The 18,938-nt window shown below is 72.2% G+C and carries 15 protein-coding genes, 4 tRNA genes and 1 other RNA gene; 11 read left to right on the top strand and 9 right to left on the bottom strand.

Going from position 1 to position 18,938, the window contains the following annotated elements; genetic code table 11:
- Nucleotides 1-78: 78 nt before the first annotated feature.
- A tRNA-Ser gene (locus tag C1703_RS18930) sits at nt 79-166 on the bottom strand.
- Nucleotides 167-238: 72 nt separating this feature from the next.
- Here C1703_RS18930 and ffs point away from each other — a divergent pair.
- The 6 genes from ffs (at nt 239) to C1703_RS18900 (ending at nt 9,381) form a co-directional block, all read left to right on the top strand.
- Nucleotides 239-337: signal recognition particle sRNA small type (ffs, locus tag C1703_RS18925), an RNA gene on the top strand.
- A 54-nt stretch (nt 338-391) separates the two neighbouring features.
- Nucleotides 392-2,899: a DNA polymerase III subunit gamma and tau gene (locus C1703_RS18920; RefSeq protein ID WP_114253983.1), complete on the top strand. Its 2,508-nt coding sequence runs from the start codon at nt 392-394 to the stop codon at nt 2,897-2,899.
- A 246-nt stretch (nt 2,900-3,145) separates the two neighbouring features.
- A complete protein-coding gene (gene purD / locus C1703_RS18915) occupies nt 3,146-4,399 on the top strand; it encodes a phosphoribosylamine--glycine ligase (RefSeq protein WP_114253982.1) in 1,254 nt (417 codons plus the stop codon).
- 339 nt (nt 4,400-4,738) lie between these two features.
- Nucleotides 4,739-6,628, top strand: a complete 1,890-nt coding sequence (locus tag C1703_RS18910) for a hypothetical protein (protein ID WP_198678429.1) — start codon at nt 4,739-4,741, stop codon at nt 6,626-6,628.
- 281 nt (nt 6,629-6,909) lie between these two features.
- Nucleotides 6,910-8,412, top strand: coding sequence for a N,N-dimethylformamidase beta subunit family domain-containing protein (locus C1703_RS18905; protein ID WP_114253980.1), 1,503 nt, complete (start codon nt 6,910-6,912; stop codon nt 8,410-8,412).
- Between the two features lie 69 nt (nt 8,413-8,481).
- Complete coding sequence (locus C1703_RS18900; RefSeq protein ID WP_114253979.1) at nt 8,482-9,381, top strand: phosphoribosylaminoimidazolesuccinocarboxamide synthase; 900 nt, start codon at nt 8,482-8,484, stop codon at nt 9,379-9,381.
- Between the two features lie 50 nt (nt 9,382-9,431).
- Here the strand turns inward: C1703_RS18900 and C1703_RS18895 are convergent.
- The 8 genes from C1703_RS18895 to C1703_RS18860 form a co-directional block, all read right to left on the bottom strand.
- Nucleotides 9,432-9,507, bottom strand: a tRNA-Gly gene (locus C1703_RS18895).
- A gap of 22 nt (nt 9,508-9,529) precedes the next feature.
- Nucleotides 9,530-10,150 (bottom strand): response regulator transcription factor, encoded by a 621-nt coding sequence (locus tag C1703_RS18890; protein WP_114253978.1) that lies wholly within the window; start codon nt 10,148-10,150, stop codon nt 9,530-9,532.
- Nucleotides 10,147-11,412: a histidine kinase gene (locus C1703_RS18885; protein ID WP_114253977.1), complete on the bottom strand. Its 1,266-nt coding sequence runs from the start codon at nt 11,410-11,412 to the stop codon at nt 10,147-10,149. Before C1703_RS18885 ends, C1703_RS18890 begins: the two co-directional genes overlap by 4 nt.
- Nucleotides 11,413-11,434: 22 nt before the next feature.
- Nucleotides 11,435-12,226, bottom strand: coding sequence for an ABC transporter permease (locus tag C1703_RS18880; RefSeq protein ID WP_114253976.1), 792 nt, complete (start codon nt 12,224-12,226; stop codon nt 11,435-11,437).
- Nucleotides 12,223-13,194, bottom strand: a complete 972-nt coding sequence (locus tag C1703_RS18875) for an ABC transporter ATP-binding protein (RefSeq protein ID WP_114253975.1) — start codon at nt 13,192-13,194, stop codon at nt 12,223-12,225. The genes C1703_RS18880 and C1703_RS18875 overlap by 4 nt, the downstream gene beginning before the upstream one ends.
- 141 nt (nt 13,195-13,335) lie before the next feature.
- Nucleotides 13,336-13,408, bottom strand: a tRNA-Gly gene (locus C1703_RS18870).
- Between the two features lie 80 nt (nt 13,409-13,488).
- A tRNA-Gly gene (locus tag C1703_RS18865) sits at nt 13,489-13,560 on the bottom strand.
- A gap of 133 nt (nt 13,561-13,693) precedes the next feature.
- Nucleotides 13,694-14,011: an Lsr2 family protein gene (locus C1703_RS18860; RefSeq protein WP_114253974.1), complete on the bottom strand. Its 318-nt coding sequence runs from the start codon at nt 14,009-14,011 to the stop codon at nt 13,694-13,696.
- 268 nt (nt 14,012-14,279) lie between these two features.
- Between C1703_RS18860 and purS the strand changes: the two genes are divergently transcribed.
- The 5 genes from purS (at nt 14,280) to C1703_RS18835 (ending at nt 18,934) form a co-directional block, all read left to right on the top strand.
- The gene (gene purS / locus C1703_RS18855) at nt 14,280-14,543 is read left to right on the top strand and encodes a phosphoribosylformylglycinamidine synthase subunit PurS (RefSeq protein WP_010045045.1); all 264 of its coding nucleotides are present in this window, start codon (nt 14,280-14,282) and stop codon (nt 14,541-14,543) included.
- A complete protein-coding gene (gene purQ, locus C1703_RS18850) occupies nt 14,540-15,220 on the top strand; it encodes a phosphoribosylformylglycinamidine synthase subunit PurQ (RefSeq protein WP_114253973.1) in 681 nt (226 codons plus the stop codon). Before purS ends, purQ begins: the two co-directional genes overlap by 4 nt.
- Entirely contained in the window at nt 15,217-17,475 is a 2,259-nt protein-coding gene (gene purL, locus C1703_RS18845; RefSeq protein ID WP_114253972.1) for a phosphoribosylformylglycinamidine synthase subunit PurL, read from the top strand. Before purQ ends, purL begins: the two co-directional genes overlap by 4 nt.
- Before the next feature lie 102 nt (nt 17,476-17,577).
- A complete protein-coding gene (locus C1703_RS18840) occupies nt 17,578-18,078 on the top strand; it encodes a winged helix-turn-helix domain-containing protein (protein ID WP_114253971.1) in 501 nt (166 codons plus the stop codon).
- A gap of 22 nt (nt 18,079-18,100) precedes the next feature.
- Complete coding sequence (locus C1703_RS18835) at nt 18,101-18,934, top strand: M23 family metallopeptidase (RefSeq protein WP_114253970.1); 834 nt, start codon at nt 18,101-18,103, stop codon at nt 18,932-18,934.
- Nucleotides 18,935-18,938: the final 4 nt, after the last annotated feature.

The raw sequence follows: 18,938 nt of genomic DNA, 5'->3' as shown, positions 1-18,938 counted from the left end.
GCGCGCATGCCCCCTGACAACGTCGAAGGGCCCCACCGCGAACGGTGGGGCCCTTCGACATCGTGCCCGGTGAGGCACTGGCGGAGGATACGAGATTCGAACTCGTGAGGGGTTGCCCCCAACACGCTTTCCAAGCGTGCGCCCTAGGCCTCTAGGCGAATCCTCCGCCGGAAACATTACATGACCGAGAGGAGTGCTCGCGAACTCGTTCCCCACCCCCGACATCAGGTAGCCTTGGCGCAGCCCCTCACGCGGCGCTATCTGACTGAACTCCCCCAGGGCCGGAAGGCAGCAAGGGTAGGTTGGCTCTGGCGGGTGCGTGGGGGGCGTTTGCGTTCCGGGGTTCCTGTGGCGGGGTCCGTTGTCAGTGGGCGCCTATAACCTCGTATGCGTGTCGTCTCTCGCTCTGTACCGCCGCTACCGCCCGGAGACCTTCGCCGAGGTCATCGGGCAGGAGCATGTCACCGCCCCGTTGCAGCAGGCGCTGCGGAACAACCGGGTCAACCACGCGTACCTGTTCAGCGGGCCGCGCGGCTGTGGCAAGACGACCAGCGCGCGGATCCTGGCCCGGTGCCTGAACTGCGAGCAGGGCCCGACGCCGACGCCCTGCGGGGAGTGCCAGTCGTGTCAGGACCTCGCCCGCAACGGCCCCGGTTCCATCGACGTCATCGAGATCGACGCCGCGTCCCACGGCGGTGTGGACGACGCCCGTGACCTGCGCGAAAAGGCCTTCTTCGGGCCCGCCCGCAGCCGGTACAAGATCTACATCATCGACGAGGCCCACATGGTCACGTCGGCCGGTTTCAACGCGCTGCTGAAGGTCGTCGAGGAGCCCCCGGAGCATCTCAAGTTCATCTTCGCGACCACCGAGCCCGAGAAGGTCATCGGGACCATCCGGTCGCGCACCCATCACTATCCGTTCCGGCTCGTCCCGCCCGGGACCCTGCGGGACTACCTCGCCGAGGTGTGCCAGAAGGAGGCCATCCCGGTCGAGGACGGGGTCCTCCCGCTCGTCGTCCGGGCCGGCGGCGGGTCCGTGCGTGACTCGATGTCCGTCATGGACCAGCTGCTGGCCGGTGCCGCTGCCGACGGTGTGACGTACGCCATGGCGACGGCCCTGCTCGGATACACCGACGGGTCCCTCCTCGACTCCGTCGTCGAGGCCTTCGCCACCGGCGACGGAGCCGCGGCCTTCGAGGTCGTCGACCGCGTGATCGAGGGCGGGAACGACCCCCGTCGTTTCGTCGCCGACCTGCTGGAGCGGCTGCGCGACCTGGTGATCCTCGCCGCCGTCCCGGACGCGGCGGAGAAGGGGCTCATCGACGCCCCCGCCGACGTCGTCGAGCGCATGCAGGCCCAGGCCGGCACCTTCGGCCCGGCCGAGCTGAGCCGCGCCGCCGACCTCGTCAACGAGGGACTGACCGAGATGCGCGGCGCCAACTCGCCCCGTCTCCAGCTGGAACTGATCTGCGCCCGCGTCCTGCTCCCCGCCGCCTACGGCGACGAGCGGTCCGTCATGGCCCGCCTGGACCGGATCGAGCGCGGTGTGAACTTCTCCGCGGGGCCCGCGGCCGGCATGCCCGCGATGGGTTACGTCCCTGGGCCGGAGAGCCACCACGAGGCGGCGCACGGGGGAGCGGCCGCGGCTCCGGTCCCGCCCGGCGGCGGCCCGGCCGCGGCCCGGGCGGCGGTCCGCGCCTCCGGAGCCCCCGGTACCCCCGGATCCCCCGGTGCCCCCGGCGCCGGTGTCGGTACCGGCGGGAGCAGCGGCGGCATGGCCGGCCCCGGAAACCACGGAGACCTTGGTGGTCCCAGTGGTCCCAGTGGCCCCGGTGGTCCCGGAGCCGGTACGGCGGCCGCGGCGGGCCAGAGCGCGCCGCCCCAGGCATCGGGTACGCCCAGGGGACAGGCCCCTGGTGCGCCGGGAGCACCCTCCGACGCCCCTGCCGCCTCCGGCCCCGGCACCGGCACACACGCCCAGCCCGGCGCCCCCGCTCAGCCTGCCCAGAGCCCGACCCCGTCCGCCCCGGCCCCGGGCGCCTGGCCCACCGCCGCCTCCGCGGGCAGCGGCGGCCGTCGCCCCGGCGGCTGGCCCACGGCCGCTCCGGGAGCACCCACCGCGAACGCACCCGCCCAGGGCACCCCGGCCCCGAGCGCTCCCGCCCCCGGCCCCGCCCCGGCAGTCCCACCATCGGCTCCCGCCCAGGCCACCCCTGCCCCGGCCCCCACGGGCGGCGGACTCGACCCCCGCATGCTCTGGCCGAACATCCTGGAAGCGGTCAAGAACCGCCGCCGCTTCACCTGGATCCTGCTCAGCCAGAACGCCCAGGTGGCCGGCTTCGACGGCACGACCCTCCAGCTCGGCTTCGTCAACGCGGGCGCGCGGGACAACTTCCTGAGCAGCGGCAGCGAGGACGTGCTGCGGCAGGCGCTGGGCGAGCAGTTCAACGTCCAGTGGAAGATCGAGGCGATCGTCGACCCCTCCGGCGGCTCCGCGCCCCCGGCCCCGGGCGGCCCCTCCGGCTTCGGCGGCGGCGCCCCCGGCGGCTACACCGCAGGCGGTGGCGGCGCCACGGGCGGCTACAACACCGGCAGCGCCCAGGGCGGCTACAGCGCCGGCGGCGGTGGCACGGCGACCGCCCAGCGCCCCGCCCCGCCCCAGTCGTCCGCCCCGTCCGCCCCCGCGCAGCAGGCGAGCAGACCCGCGTCCGCCCCGTCCGCCCCTGCCGCGTCCGCCCCGGCCCCGCAGCCCTCCACCCCGGCGCCCCGTCACGTCTCCGTGGAAGAGGACATCCCCGAGGACGACGACCCGGACCTCGACGAGTCGGCCCTCTCCGGCCAGGAGCTCATCGTCCGGGAGCTGGGAGCGACAGTCGTGGAGGAGTTCTCCAACGAGTAGCCCGGGGTCCTCCAATGAGTAACCCGGGGTCCTCCAACGAGTAGCCCTGAGTCCTCCAACGAGTAGCCCTGCCTGTCCGCTCCGCTCACTCAGCTCCGCTCCGCTCACTCAGCTCCGCTCCGCTCACTCAGCTCCGCTCCGCTCACTCCGCTCCGCTCCGCTCGTAGGAACCTCCAGCTCAAGATCCCCACCCCCTTCGGCAGCCCGCACAAAGGAAATCCGCCGCCTCCGGTTAGGCTGACCCCCGTGAAGGTCCTCGTCATCGGCAGCGGCGCCCGCGAACACGCCCTGTGCCACTCCCTGTCCCACGACCCCGACGTCACCGCGCTGCACTGCGCCCCCGGCAACGCCGGCATCGCCGAGGTGGCCGAGCTGCACCAGGTCGACGCCCTGGACGGCGCGGCCGTCACCGCGCTGGCCAGGCAGCTCGGCGCGGACCTCGTGGTGGTCGGCCCGGAGGCCCCGCTGGTCGCCGGTGTCGCCGACGCCGTGCGCGAGGCGGGCATCCCGGTCTTCGGCCCGTCCGGCCAGGCCGCGCAGCTGGAGGGCTCCAAGGCCTTCGCGAAGGACGTCATGGCCGCGGCCGAGGTGCCCACGGCCCGCTCGTACGTCTGCACGACCCCGGAAGAGGTCGACGCGGCCCTCGACGCCTTCGGCGCCCCGTACGTCGTCAAGGACGACGGGCTCGCCGCCGGCAAGGGCGTCGTCGTCACCGACGACCTGGAGGCCGCGCGGGCGCACGCCGCCGCCTGCGAGCGTGTGGTCATCGAGGAGTACCTGGACGGCCCCGAGGTCTCCCTCTTCGCCGTCACCGACGGCGAGACGGTCGTGCCGCTCCAGCCCGCCCAGGACTTCAAACGCGCGCTGGACGGCGACGAGGGCCCGAACACCGGCGGCATGGGGGCGTACTCCCCGCTGCCCTGGGCCGACCCGAAGCTGGTCGACGAGGTCATGCAGACCGTTCTGCAGCCGACCGTGGACGAGATGCAGCGCCGTGGGACGCCGTTCTCCGGCCTCCTCTACGCCGGCCTCGCGATCACCTCGCGCGGCGTCCGCGTGATCGAGTTCAACGCCCGCTTCGGCGACCCCGAGACCCAGGTGGTCCTGGCCCGCCTGAAGACCCCGCTGGCCGGTCTCCTGATGGCCGCCGCCACCGGCAACCTCGCCCACCTGGAGCCGCTGCGCTGGAGCGACGACGCGGCCGTGACCGTGGTCGTCGCCTCGCACAACTACCCCGGCACCCCCCGCACCGGCGACCCGATCACCGGTCTCGACGAGGTCGCCGCGCAGGACGCCCCGCACGCGTACGTGCTGCACGCCGGCACCAAGCGGGACGGCGACGCGATCGTCAGCGCCGGCGGCCGCGTCCTGTCCGTCACGGCCACCGGCAAGGACCTCACGGAGGCCCGCGACCGCGCCTACACCGCCGTCGGCCGCATCCGCCTCGACGGCTCCCAGCACCGCACGGACATCGCCGCGAAGGCGGCGGCCGGCGAGTAACCGACAGCGCGCGACAGGGGCCAGAAACCCAGGGAAACCACCCCGACGCCGATGAACCGCACAGGCCCCGGATCCGTCTCAGGATCCGGGGCCTGATGTGTGCGGTAGGCGGGGGCCTGATCCTCGCTGTCCGTCATCCACCTCTCCCCAAAGCCATTCCATCGAGTGACCGATGCCCTATCCGGCTGACGGGGGCCGAGGCCCCAACTAGGGTGCCGCGCAAGCGTTCCGGCACTTGGCCCACCGGCATTGCGATGTCGGTGGCGGGTGCCACAGTGGGGGAGTGAGCAAGGGAAGCGTCAGGTCAACGGGGAGGGGGTGAGGTCGGTCGTGACCGGAATGGGTGTGGAGGCAGGCGCGCAGGCCGCGCGGTACCGGGCGCTCGTCGTGCTGCGCATCCGCAGCCGCGCGCTGGCCGTGGCCCTGCTGCCCGCCGCCGTCGCCGTGATCCTGCTCGCGGGGCCCGCCACCGGCCGTCTCACGGGCCCCGGCTGGGACGCCGCCCGCTGGGCCCTGACGCCGGTCGCGGTCCTCGTGCTGCTCGCCGCCGCAGGTGTCGCCCTGGTCGTCGCCCGGGCCCGCCCCGCCATCACCCCGACCGTCCCGATCACCGAGGAGGCGGCCCCCGACCTGTACCGGATGGTGCGCGACCTCGCCGACCGGCTCGACGTCCCCGCGCCCTCCGCGATAGCGCTCACCCCGGACTGCGACAGCTGGCTGGAGGACCGTACGCACCGCGCCCACGGCCCGCCCCCGGCCGAGGAGCACGACGACATAGCGGGAGCGGGGAAGTACAAGCACGGCCGTCAGCCCGTCGCGCCGGTCCTCGTCATCGGCTCGCCCTTCCTGTGGTGGATGCGGGTCGGCGAGCTGCGGGCGGTCCTCGCGCCGGTCGTCGCCGGTACGGGCCCCTCCGCCCACCCGGACATAGCCGCCGCCCGGCGCTTCGTCCGGGGGCTGGACGCCGCGGTGGCCGTGGCCTCGGAGTCCCGCCGCGATCCGGTGTCCCGGGCGGTGCTCGCCGGTGTGGGCTGGGTGGCCCGGCTTCTGCTGCGCAGCTGCCGCGCTCACGCCGCCGAGATGGAGCGGGGTGTGGCGGCCGCGGCCGCGGAGCGTGCACAGGCTGTGGATTACGGCCTGCGGATCGTCGCCCAGGAGCAGGTGGGGCTGGCGTACGCGGGGTGGGACCGGCTGCTGACCAGGGTCGCCCTGCCCGCCTGGCGGATGGGCCGCTGGCCGTCCCGGCTGGACGCCGGTGTCGTCGCGGCGCTCACGGAGCTGTCCCGGCGCGACCGCCTGGCCGAGGGCTTCGCGTCCCGGCTGGGGGAGCGGCCGGCCTGTGATCTGCTGGAGGAGCCGGGCACGGTCGACGAGGCCGCCTCCCTGCTCGCCGCCCGCCTCTTCCACGGCGGCCCCGCCGGGCCCGGGCCCGACTGGTCGCCGGTGGCCTGGAGCGAGTATCCGGAGGAGGTCGTGGACCGCAAGTGGCGCCTGGACGCGGCCCGCCTCCACCGCGTCCTGGACGCCCTGGGCGTCCGCCCCGCCTCCGGCCCCACGACGTCCGCCACCAGCGCCCCGACCCTCGCCCGCGTCCTGGACCACCTGACGGACGCCACCCCCGACAGCGCCACCACAGCCGACAGCGCCACCGCAACCGGACCCACGACCGGCCCCGGCCCCGGCCCCGGAGCCGGACCCAGACCACTCCACCCCACCGCGGCCGACACCGAAGAAGACCACAGAGAAGACGAAGGAGGAGAAGACAGAGAAGACAGAGAAGACAGAGAAGACAGAGAAGACGAAGACCTCTCCGGCACAACAGCCCGCAGCGCCGCCCTGGCCGCCCGCCTCAGCGCCGAGCTGTCCCGCGAGGAAGCCGCGACACCCCGCCCGTCCCCCACGGCCCCCGACGCCACGGCCGCCGATCCCGCCGCCGCCCTCTGGGACGACCGCACGCTCCCCCTCTTCCCTCTCCAGCCCCCGCGCTCGTCCCGTGACCTGCTCGCCGACCACCTCATGGCGATGGTCTGCTGTGCCGCGATGGACACCGCCGGCGCGAGGCCCGGCCTGGACTGGCTGGACGGCCCGACCCTGCTCCTCGACGGCGCCCGCACGCCGGATCTCGCGCCGAAGGTCCTCGCCCTGATCGAGGACGGCGACGCCACCCCGCTCCGGACCTGGCTGGCCGACCTGGGCATACGCCCGGAGAAGCCGGTCCGGCTCGCCTGACCCCGGCCGGTCCCTGGACCCCACCCGCCGGAGCACTGCCTTCCGCTTCTGGCCAATTCGAAACGAACAGTGACGAAGTGCGCGCGTTATGTGATGTGCTTGGACCGTTCGCGCGCATGGCAAAGGCGCGCGACATACGACAAGAAAACAAGACCGCACACGACACCACACACCGCACCACTCATCACACACAACAACACTCATCCCACACCGCACCACCACCAGGCACCGCACCACATCAGCAGGCACGGCCACGGGGGCGAAGGGGAGGGGAAGCAACCATGGGTCCGGAGCAGATCCGCCGCTGGGAGTCGGGAGCGCTGGCACACGCCGTGACGGATCCCTTCGGCCTGGGCCCCGTCCCATGGCTGCGCGGCAGCGTGACGTACTTCGACGACACGGGCCGGGTCGTCCCCTGGTACGCGGACCAGGACGCGCCCCACGCGCCCCACGCGCCCCACGCGCCCCACACGCCGAAGCAGGGCACCCGCTCCGGCGGCCCCCGCGCGGCGGACGACGTCCACCGCCAGATCAAGGGCTTCACCTCCACCGGCGCGGTCGCCCCCGGCGAGGCCATCGACTTCCACGTCACCGTCGACCCGCCCCAGGAGTTCGGCGTCGACATCTACCGCATCGGCCACTACGGCGGTGACGGCGCCGCCAAGATCACCACCAGCCCGCGCCTGTCCGGCATCGTGCAGCCCCCGCCGCTCACGGCCGACCGTACGGTCTCCTGCCACCACTGGTGGCTCTCCTGGCGCCTCCAGGTCCCGTCGTACTGGAACATCGGCGCGTACGTCGCCGTGCTCACCACCGCCGACGGCTACCGCTCCCACGTGCCGTTCACCGTCCGCCACGACCAGCCGGCCGACCTGCTCCTGGTCCTGCCCGACATCACCTGGCAGGCGTACAACCTCTACCCGGAGGACGGCCGCACCGGCGCCAGCCTCTACCACGCCTGGGACGAGCAGGGCCGACTGCTCGGCGAGGCCGACGCCGCCACGACGGTCTCCTTCGACCGCCCGTACGCGGGCGCCGGCCTCCCCCTGCACGTCGGCCACGCGTACGACTTCATCCGCTGGGCCGAGCGCTACGGCTACGACGTCGCCTACGCCGACGCCAGTGACCTGCACGCGGGCCGCGTCGACCCCGCGCGCTACCGCGGTCTGGTCTTCCCGGGCCACGACGAGTACTGGTCGGCCGACATGCGCCGGACCGTGGAGGCCGCCCGCGACGCCGGCGCCTCGCTCGTCTTCCTCTCCGCCAATTCGATGTACTGGCAGGTGGAGCTGGGCCCCTCCCCGTCCGGTGTCCCCCACCGGCTGCTGACCTGCCGCAAACGCAGGGGCCCGGGCAAGCCGGTGCTGTGGCGGGAGATCGACCGGGCGGAGCAGCAACTCCTCGGCATCCAGTACGCGGGGCACGTCCCAGAGCCGCACCCGCTGATCGTGCGCAACGCCGGGCACTGGCTCTGGGAGGCGACCGGGGCGCACGAGGGCGACGAGATCGAGGGCCTGGTCGCGGGCGAGGCCGACCGCTACTTCCCGCGCACCCCGCTGCCCGAGCACGAGGAGCGCGTGCTGCTCGCCCACTCCCCGTACACCGACAAGGAGGGCGTCCTCCGCCACCAGGAGACGTCCCTGTACCGCGCCCCCTCCGGTGCCTGGGTCTTCGCATCCGGAACGTTCGCCTGGTCCCCGGCCCTGGACCGTCCCGGCCACGTCGACGCGCGCATCCAGCGCGCCACCGCCAACCTCCTGGACCGCATCTGCAAACGCGACTGACCCGCTGTCCGTGATCAAGCTCGCATACGGGAGAATCGAGCCACTCGTACAGAACCACGGGGAGGAACCGTGTCCGGATTCGTCGAAAAGCCCGAGCCGCTCCAGGTTCCGGGCCTGGTACATCTGCACACCGGCAAGGTGCGGGAGCTGTACCAGAACGAGGCGGGCGACCTCGTGATGATCGCCAGCGACCGCATCTCCGCGTACGACTGGGTACTGCCGACGGAGATCCCCGACAAGGGCCGGATCCTCACGCAGCTCTCCCTGTGGTGGTTCGACCAGCTCGCCGACCTGGTCCCGAACCACGTCCTGAGCACGGAACTGCCCGCGGGCGCGCCCGCCGACTGGGAGGGCCGCACGCTGATCTGCAAGTCGCTCCGGATGGTCCCCGTGGAGTGCGTGGCCCGCGGCTACCTCACCGGCTCGGGCCTGGCCGAGTACAACGAGTCCCGCACGGTCTGCGGCCTCGCCCTCCCCGAGGGCCTGGTCGACGGCAGCGAGCTGCCCGCCCCGATCTTCACCCCGGCCACGAAGGCCGAGGTCGGCGAGCACGACGAGAACGTCTCCTACGAGGAGGTCGCCCGCCAGGTCGGCGCGGAGACCGCGGCGCAGTTGCGCCAGGCGACCCTCGCCGTCTACTCGCGGGGCCGGGACATCGCCCGGGAGCGGGGCATCATCCTCGCGGACACCAAGTTCGAGTTCGGCTTCGACGGCGACACCCTGGTCCTCGCCGACGAGGTCCTCACCGCCGACTCCTCGCGCTTCTGGCCGGCCGACGAGTGGCAGCCGGGCCGGGCGCAGCCGTCGTACGACAAGCAGTTCGTCCGGGACTGGCTGACCTCGGCGGAGTCCGGCTGGGACCGCGCGAGCGAGCAGCCGCCGCCCCCGCTGCCGCAGCAGGTCGTCGACGCCACCCGCGCCAAGTACGTGGAGGCGTACGAGCGCCTGACCGGCACGAGCTGGGCGTGAGGAAGTAGCGCACGAAGAAGCCCCCCGGCCGGAACCGGGGGGCTTCTCGCTGGAGCGAACGACGAGGTTCGAACTCGCGACCTCAACCTTGGCAAGGTTGCGCTCTACCAACTGAGCTACGTTCGCATGCGCCGTGGCGCGGGAACCACTATACCCAACCTCGCTCCCGTGCGAGCCGCACCGCGGCATGCCGGTTCTCCGCCCCGAGCTTCGACACGGCCGACGAGAGATAGTTCCGCACGGTCCCCTGGGACAGCGCGGCCCGCTCGGCGATCTCCGCGACGGGCGCCCCGTCGGCGGCGAGTTCCAGGACCTCGGCCTCCCGGGCGGTCAGCGGCGAGTCCCCGGCGGCGATCGCGTCGGCGGCCAACTCCGGGTCGACGTAACGGTTCCCGGCGTGCACCGTACGGATGAGCTCGGCGAGCCGCTGCGCGCTCACCGTCTTCGGCACGAACCCCCGCACCCCCGCCTCCAGCGCCCGCTTCAGATGCCCGGGCCGCCCGTGACTGGTGACGATGAGGACCCGGCAGCCGGGCAGTTCGGTCCGCAGCGATGTGGCGACCTTCACACCGTCGGCCCCGGGCATCTGGAGGTCCAGCACGGCGACGTCGGGCTGGTGCGCCCGGGCCATCGCCAGCGCCTCCGGCCCGGTGGCCGCCTCGGCGACGACCGTGAGGTCGTCCTCCAGCGACAGCAACGCGGCGAGCGCCCCGCGGATGAGGTGCTCGTCATCGGCGAGCAACAGCCGCACCGGCTCCACGGCGGTCATGGCGTGACCTCGCTCACAGCGCGCACAGCGGCGCTGGGTTCGGCAGGGGCGGACTCCGACGGCAGCGGAATCTCCGCCGTCAGCCGGAACAGCCCCTTGCCCGCGGGTCCCGCCTTCAGCGTCCCGGCGATCTCCGCCAGCCTCTCCCGCAACCCGGCGAGCCCGGAGCCGGTCGCCCCCTCCCCGACTCCGGCCTCGACGACCCCGTCGTTCTCCACCGAGAGCACCACTCGCCCCTCCAGGACCTCCAGTCGCACCGCGCACCACCGCGCGTTCCCGTGTCGCAGGACATTCGTCGCGGCCTCCCGGACGACCCACCCCAAGGCGGACTGCACCCCGGCCGGCAGCCCCACCGGGGCCCGCCCGCTCACCGTGCAGTCGAGCCCGGCCGCGGTCAGCACGCCTCGCGCACCGGCGAGTTCCGAGGCGAGATCGGCCTCCCGGTAGCCGCGCACGACCTCGCGGACCTCCCGCTGCGACTCGTGCGCGAGCCGCTGCACCTCGACCATCTGCGCCATCGCCTCCGGCCGCCCCCGCTGGGTGAGCTGCACGGCCAGTTCGCTCTTGAGCGCGATCACGGCGAGGTTCCGCCCCATGACGTCGTGCAGATCCCGCCCGAACCTGAGCCGCTCCTCGGCGACGGCGAGCCGGGCCCGGGTCTCGCGCGCGTCGTCGAGTTCGTAGACGGCGTTGAGCAGCCACACGGAGAAGACGGCCGCGAAGGTGAGGAACACGCCGCCGGACAGCACCGACACCGCCGTGAGGATCGCGGCGAGCGTGGGGGCGCCCAGCGCGAGCAGCACGAGGCAGGTGCCCGTCGCGAACGCGCCCGCGATCCCGAACGCCCAGCGGGGGCGGACGCCGAGCGCGATGATGCCGGGACCGAAGATCAGGACGACGCCGAACACCGCGGCCGCGGCACTGCCGACGCTCTCGCGGTCCGGTCCGCGCTCGGCGATGCCGATCGTGGCGACGGCGACGCCGGCGGTGACGGCGGCCAGGGTCCACAGCAGCCGCACGGGCTGGGGCCGACGGCCACGTGTCCAGTCCAGCGCCCGCGAGACGGTGGCGAAGCAGACGACGGCGTGCACGCCCACCAGGAGCAGCACGAGGCCGCCCAGCCGCACTCCCAGCGGGGCCAGGGCCGTGACACCCACGAAGAAGAACTCGACGACCGCGAAGGAGTGGAACGACCACCGCGTGTACGTCTCGACCTTCTCCGGTGTGCTCTTCCGCCGCCACCACCTGCCCGGCCCGCGCATCAGCCCGTCACTCCCCCTTCGGTCAGCGCCGCGGTTCCCAGCGGAACCACCGCCGTACAGCAAACACGGCGAGCACGGTCCAGGCCACCGCCGTCGCGACGGCGCCCAGCGCCTCGTAGCCCGACAGGTCGCCGGTCCAGCCGCCGCGCACCAGGGTGACGACGGGCGTCAGCGGCAGCAGTTCGCACACGGAGGCCAGCTTGTCCGGCAGCAGTTCCAGCGGGACGAACATGCCGGAGCCCATCATCGAGACGAGCAGCAGCGGCATCGGTGTGACCTGCGCGCTCTCGCCGGTCCGGGTGAGGCTCGCGGTGGCCGCGGCGAGGGCGGCGCACAGCACAAGACCCAAGAGCAGTCCGAGCACGCTCAGCTGCGGAGCGGACGGCGCGGACAGGTCCAGCAGCACCGAGCAGCCCGCCGCCAGCAGCAGGCACTGCACGAGCCCGGTGAGGACGGCCGGCAGCGCCGAGCCGGCCAGGATCTCGACGTCCCGCAGCTCGCCGGTGCGCAGCCGCTTGAGGACGAGTTCCTCACGGCGGACGACGAAGGAGCCGACGAGCACCGAGTAGACGGCGAACAGCAGGGAGAAGCCGACCGCGGCGGGCAGCACCAGGGTGCCGGTGTTCAGCCCCGCCCCGGCGAGGTCCATCTCCTCGGCCGCCGACCGCACGCTGACCGGCATCACCAGCGGCACGAACAGCGCGGCGACGAGCGCGCCCCGGGTCCGCCCGAGCAGGGTCAGTTCGGCCCGGGCGAGAGCCGTCATCCGGCTCAGCGGCGTGGTGAGCGCCACTCCTTTCACGACGGTGCTCATGCCGCGTACTCCTTCGTCGTCGTCCCCGCGGTCCGGCCCGTGGAGGCGTCCCGGGCGATCCCGAGGAACGCCTCCTCCAGGGACGCCGAGCGCACGTCCAGGCGGCGCAGCTCCACCCGGGCCCGCTCGGCCCACATCAGCAGCCCGGTGGCGGACCGCTGCAGTTCATGGGTGCGGAGCCGGACGGTCCGGCCGTCGGTCTCGTGGCCGGTCACGCCCAGCTCGCCGAGCGGCGGGAGATCGCCGAGGAAGTAGCCCTCGGGCAGCTCGAAGGAGATCCGCGACGGCTGCGTGGCGGTCACCTCGGCCGGTGTCCCGGTGACGGCGATCCGTCCCTCGTGCATGATCGCCAGCCGGTCGGCGAGGTTCTCGGCCTCCTCCAGGTAGTGCGTGGTCAGCAGCACCGTCGTACCGCCGTCGCGCAGGGCGCTCACCAACTCCCAGGTGTCGCGGCGGCCTTCGGCGTCCAGTCCGGTGCTCGGCTCGTCCAGGAAGAGCACCTCGGGGTCGCCGAGCAGGGCGAGCGCCAGGTCCAGCCGGCGCCGCTGTCCGCCGGAGAGCTGCTTGACCCGGGTGCCGGCCTTCGGCTCCAGCCCGACCAGCGCCAGGACCTCCGCCGGCGGCCGGGCCCCGCTGACACAGCCCGCCCACATCCGCGCGGTCTCCGCGACGGTCAGTTCGGACGGGAAGCCCCCTTCCTGGAGCATCACGCCGGTGCGGGGGCGTACGAGGGCCCGCTCGGTGTACGGGTCGTGCCCGAGGACCCGTACCCGCCCGCCGACCGGCGGCGCGAGTCCCTCCAGCAGTTCGACGGTCGACGTCTTGCCCGCGCCGTTGGTGCCGAGCAGGGCGAAGATCTCCCCGCGCCGTACAGAGAAACTGATTCCGCTGACTGCCTCGAACCCGCCCCCGTACACGCGCCGCAGGTCAGTGACCTCAATCACGTGTTCGTGTCCGTTGGTTTCCATGGCTCAAGCGTCCCGTCGCCAGGGGGCCGGGAGCAGTGCGGGCTGTCATCACTCGGCATGACAAATGTCAGGAGGGATCTTCGCCGCACACGTCGCACACGAAAAGACCCCGGTCCAGAAGGACCGGGGTCTCATTTCCCGAGCGGACGACGAGGCTCGAACTCGCGACCTCAACCTTGGCAAGGTTGCGCTCTACCAACTGAGCTACGTCCGCATTGCTCCCGACCAGCTTTCACTGACCGGTGCGAGCACCAGCCTACCTGATCCACATCAGTGGTCGGTACGGCGATGCAAAGCGGGTGACAGGAATCGCACACTGCGCCTTCCCCCTGGAAGGGGGATGTTCTACTACTGAACTACACCCGCGTGTTCCGTGAGCTGGGCCTTTCGGCCGTGCCCCTCGGCGTGCTCCAGACTCTAGCTGATCAGCGGGGGTGCTGCGCAAGTCGGTTGCCGCGAGGGGCCGGTGACCGGTCGTCGGTGCGCGGCCCGGGGGTCGTCACTGCGCGGCGCTGAACGCCTCGTAGACCCTCTTGGGGATGCGCCCGCGCGCGGGGACCTCCATCTTGTTGGCCTGGGCCCAGGCGCGCACGGCCGAGGGGTCGGGGGCGACCTCCGTCTGCCGGTACGCCCGGCCCGAGCGGGACCGCTTGCGGCCGGCCTCGACGTAGGGCGCGAGCGCCTTCCGCAGTTCACCGGCATTGACTTCGCTCAGGTCGATCTCGTACGACTTGCCGTCCAGTCCGAAGGCGATCGTTTCCGTCGCTTCCGAGCCGTCGATGTCGTCAAAGAGAGTGACCACGACCTTCTGCGCCACGAATATCGGTCCCTTCCTGCGGCACTTGCCCAATTTATTTGTACAGTGCCCGACAATGCATTGCGAAGCCCGACTAAATCCTTTCGCGTGGCCGAACGCAATAGGTTTCGGGCGTCGATCCGGAATCTTTCCCGGAAATTTTCGCGCGTGTGCTCGTCGATACCGGATCGTGATGACGGTCACGTAGCTTCCTACAAGTCGACGCGCGTAGAAATTTTGTGCGGGTAGTCTGAAGGAACCTGCTCAGCACCACACACCGGGAGTGCCAGTGGCACGCGTCGTAGTCGACGTCATGCTCAAGCCGGAGATCCTCGACCCCCAGGGCCAGGCGGTGCAGCGCGCACTGCCGCGGCTGGGTTTCGAGGGGATCTCGGACGTCCGCCAGGGAAAGCGTTTCGAACTGGAAGTTGACGGGCCGGTCGACGAGGCCGCCCTCGCCCGCATTCACGATCTTGCGGAGTCCTTCCTCGCGAACACCGTGATCGAGGACTTCACGGTCCGGGTCGAGGAAGTCGCGGAGGCCGTGAAGTGACCGCTCGTATTGGCGTCGTCACTTTCCCCGGCTCGCTCGACGACCGGGACACGCAGCGTGCGATCCGGCTCGCGGGCGCCGAGCCCGTCGCCCTCTGGCACAAGGACAAGGACCTCAAGCAGGTCGACGCCGTGGTGCTGTGCGGTGGTTTCTCCTACGGCGACTATCTGCGCGCCGGGGCCATCGCCCGTTTCTCGCCGGTGATGGAGCCCCTGCTGGAGCAGGCGAAGGCCGGACTGCCGGTCCTCGGCATCTGCAACGGCTTCCAGATCCTCACCGAGGCCCACCTGCTGCCCGGCACGATGCTGCGCAACAACCACCTGCACTTCATCTGCCGTGACCAGAAGCTGCGGGTGGAGAACGCCGAGACGGCCTGGACCAGCGACTACACCGCCGGCCAGGAGATCCACATCCCGCTGAAGAACATCGACGGGCAGTACGTCGCCGACCGGCACACGCTGGACGCGCTGGAGGCCGAGGGCCGGGTCGCCTTCCGGTACCTGGACGTCAATCCCAACGGCTCGAACAACGACATCGCGGGCGTCACCAACGCGGCCGGCAACGTCGTGGGCCTCATGCCGCACCCCGAGCACGCCGTCGAGCCGCTGGTCGGCACCGGTCGCACCGACGGCCTCCCGTTCTTCACCTCGATCCTCAAGAAGCTGGTCAACGCATGAGCCGGACGCCTCTGGACACGGTCGAGCACGCGGCCGCGACCCCCGACGTCGAGCTGCCCTGGGCCGAACTGGGCCTGAAGAAGGACGAGTACGAGCGCGTGGTCGAGATCCTCGGCCGCCGCCCGACCGGCGCCGAGCTGGCCATGTACTCGGTGATGTGGTCGGAGCACTGCTCCTACAAGAGCAGCAAGGTGCACCTGCGCCAGTTCGGCGAGAAGGCACCCGAGTCCGACGCCATGCTCGTCGGCATCGGCGAGAACGCCGGTGTCGTGGACGTCGGCCAGGGCTACGCGGTCACCTTCAAGGTCGAGTCGCACAACCACCCGTCGTACGTCGAGCCCTACCAGGGCGCGGCCACCGGTGTCGGCGGCATCGTCCGCGACATCATCGCCATGGGTGCCCGCCCGGTCGCGGTCGTCGACCCGCTGCGCTTCGGCGCCGCCGACCACCCCGACACCAAGCGCGTCCTGCCGGGCGTCGTCGCGGGCATCGGCGGCTACGGCAACTGCCTGGGCCTGCCCAACATCGGCGGCGAGGTCGTCTTCGACGCCTGCTACCAGGGCAACCCGCTGGTCAACGCCGGTGCCATCGGCGTCATGCGGCACGAGGACATCCACCTCGCCAAGGCGTCCGGCGCCGGCAACAAGGTCATCCTCTACGGGGCCCGCACCGGCGGCGACGGCATCGGCGGCGCCTCGATCCTGGCCTCCGAGACCTTCGACGACGCCAAGCCCTCCAAGCGCCCGGCCGTCCAGGTCGGCGACCCCTTCCAGGAGAAGCTCCTCATCGAGTGCACCCTGGAGGCCTTCAAGGAGAAGCTGGTCGTCGGCATCCAGGACCTCGGCGCGGCCGGCCTGTCCTGCGCCACCTCCGAGCTCGCCTCGAACGGCTCGGGCGGCATGCGCGTGACGCTGGACGACGTCCCGCTGCGCGACTCCACGCTCTCGCCCGAGGAGATCCTCATGAGCGAGTCGCAGGAGCGCATGTGCGCGGTCGTCGAGCCGGAGAAGGTCGACCGCTTCCTGGAGATCTGCGAGAAGTGGGACGTCATCGCCACCGTCATCGGTGAGGTGACCGACGGCGACCGCCTGGAGATCTACTGGCACGGCGGCAAGATCGTCGACGTCGACCCGCGCACGGTGGCGCACGAGGGACCGGTCTACGAGCGCCCGTACGCCCGCCCGTCCTGGCAGGACGAGCTGCAGGCCGACGACGCGAACAAGCTGCCGCGGCCGGCGACGTCCGAGGAGCTGAAGGACCAGGTCCTGAAGCTGGTCGCCTCCCCGAACCAGGCCTCCAAGTCCTGGATCACCAGCCAGTACGACCGCTTCGTGCAGGGCAACACCGTCCTCGCCCAGCCCGAGGACTCCGGCATGATCCGGATCGACGAGGAGACCGGCCTCGGCGTGGCCATCGCCACCGACGGCAACGGCCGGTACGCCAAGCTCGACCCGTACCACGGCGCCCAGCTGGCCCTGGCGGAGGCGTACCGCAACGTCGCCACCACCGGCGCCAAGCCGCTCGCCGTCTCCGACTGCCTGAACTTCGGCTCGCCCGAGGACCCGGCGGTGATGTGGCAGTTCGCCGAGGCCGTGCGCGGTCTCGCCGACGCCTGCCAGCAGCTCGGCACCCCGGTGACCGGCGGCAACGTCTCGCTCTACAACCAGACGGGCGAGGCCGCCATCCACCCGACCCCGGTGGTCGCGGTCCTGGGCGTCATCGACGACGTCGCCCGCCGCACCCCGGTCGCCTTCCAGGAGGAGGGCCAGCTGCTCTACCTCCTCGGCGACACGCGTGAGGAGTTCGGCGGCTCGGCCTGGTCGCAGGTGATCCACGACCACCTCGGCGGTCTGCCGCCCAAGGTCGACCTGGAGCGCGAGCGCCTGCTGGCCGAGATCCTGATCTCCGGCTCCCGCGACGGCATGATCGACTCCGCGCACGACCTGTCCGACGGCGGTCTGATCCAGGCGGTCGTCGAGTCGGCCCTGCTGGGCGGCAAGGGTGCGCGCCTGATCGTCCCGGACGGTCTGGACGCCTTCACCTTCCTCTTCTCCGAGTCGGCGGGCCGCGCGATCGTGGCCGTGCCGCGCTCCGAGGAGCTCCGCTTCACCGACATGTGCGGCGCCCGGGGCCTCCCGGCCACCCGCATCGGCGTCGTCGACGGCGACACGGTGGAGCTGCAGGGCGAGTTCACGCTCCCCCTGTCCGAGCTGCGCGAGGCGCACGAGGGGACCATCCCGGCCCTGCTGGCGTAGGCAACTCGCTCCGAAGCCCTCGTCCGGGTCGCCGGGCGGGGGCTTCGCCGTGTCCGGATTCCGCTCTTGAACGTAATTACGTAGTTCCGTAATCTCGGGGGCGTGGAACTCGAACAACGCGTCACCGACCTGGAGCGCCGACTGGCGGCACTGGAAGGCGCCCAGCGCACCGGACCTCGTCTGGACGGCGGCGACTTCTGGGCCCTGAACGGGCTGAAGGAGCAACTGTCCGAGACAGGGGCCACCGACGGAGGCGTCCTCTACACCGGCTCCGTACGGCTGCCGACGGGTGAGGAGTACGCCTGGCAGCTGGGCGCCCTCACGGAGGACCTGCTGGAGGGCGACTGGGCGGCGGCCGCCGAGTCGTTCGCGGCCCTCGGCCACCCGGTCCGGCTCCGGCTGCTGCGCGAGATCCTCGGCGGTCGGCGCACCGCGGCGGAACTCGCCGAGCTGGACGAGGTCGGCACGACCGGCCAGATCTACCACCACCTGCGCCAGCTCACCGGCACCGGCTGGCTGCACACGACCGGCCGGGGCCGCCACGAGGTGCCGCCGGGGCGGGTCGTACCGCTGCTGGTGGCGCTGGCGACGGCCCGTCCGTAGAAGCGCGTCGAGGGGGAACAGGATGTCCGCACGCAAGCTCGGCATGGTGGCTTTCCGGGGGCTGCAACTGGCCTTCATCGCGTTGGTGGTCGCACACATCTGCTTCGACTGGGGCTACCACGCCCTGTGGAACGGCCTGCCGCTGGTCCTGGCGTACGTCGTCGTCACCGTCGCCAACCGGTGGGGCGGTGCCCCGGACAGCCCCCGGGCGGCCCGCGAGCCCGTCGAGGTCGACCCGCCGGTCACCGGCCGCTGGTCCGCGCTGAACAGCCCGGCCGACCGCACCCCGAGCCACGGCGTCCACGCCCACGGTCAGACATACGCGATCGACATCCTCGCCGAGCCCGAGCCGGGCGCCCGCCCCGCCTTCCGGTGGCTGTGGCCGCTCGCCCGCCGCCCCCAGGACTTCCCGGCCTTCGGCGCCCCGATCCTCGCGGTCGCCGACGCCACGGTCGTCCGGGCCGCCGACGGGCAGCGCGACCACCTGAGCCGCACCTCCCTGCCGGGGCTGCTGTACCTGCTGCTCGTCGAGGGCTCGGTGCGCGAGTTGGCCGGCACCGGGCGCATCCTCGGCAACCACCTCGTCCTCGACCTCGGCGACGGCACCTACGCCGCCTACGCCCATCTCCAGCGCGGCTCCCTCACCGTCCGCGAGGGCGACCGCGTCCGCGCCGGGCAGCCGATCGCCCGCTGCGGCACCTCGGGCAACTCCTCCGAGCCGCACCTGCACTTCCAGCTGATGGACGGCCCGGATCCGGACGCGGCCCGGGGCGCGCCCTTCACCTGGCGCGGAATCGGCGTGCCGCGCAACGGAGAGATCTTCGAGGCGCCGCCGGCGGCCGTCGCTCTAGGCTGACCCC

Source organism: Streptomyces sp. Go-475, assembly GCF_003330845.1.
Lineage (GTDB): Bacteria > Actinomycetota > Actinomycetes > Streptomycetales > Streptomycetaceae > Streptomyces.
Note: the sequence above shows the minus strand (reverse complement) of the source record. Positions and strands in the feature narration are given on the sequence as shown.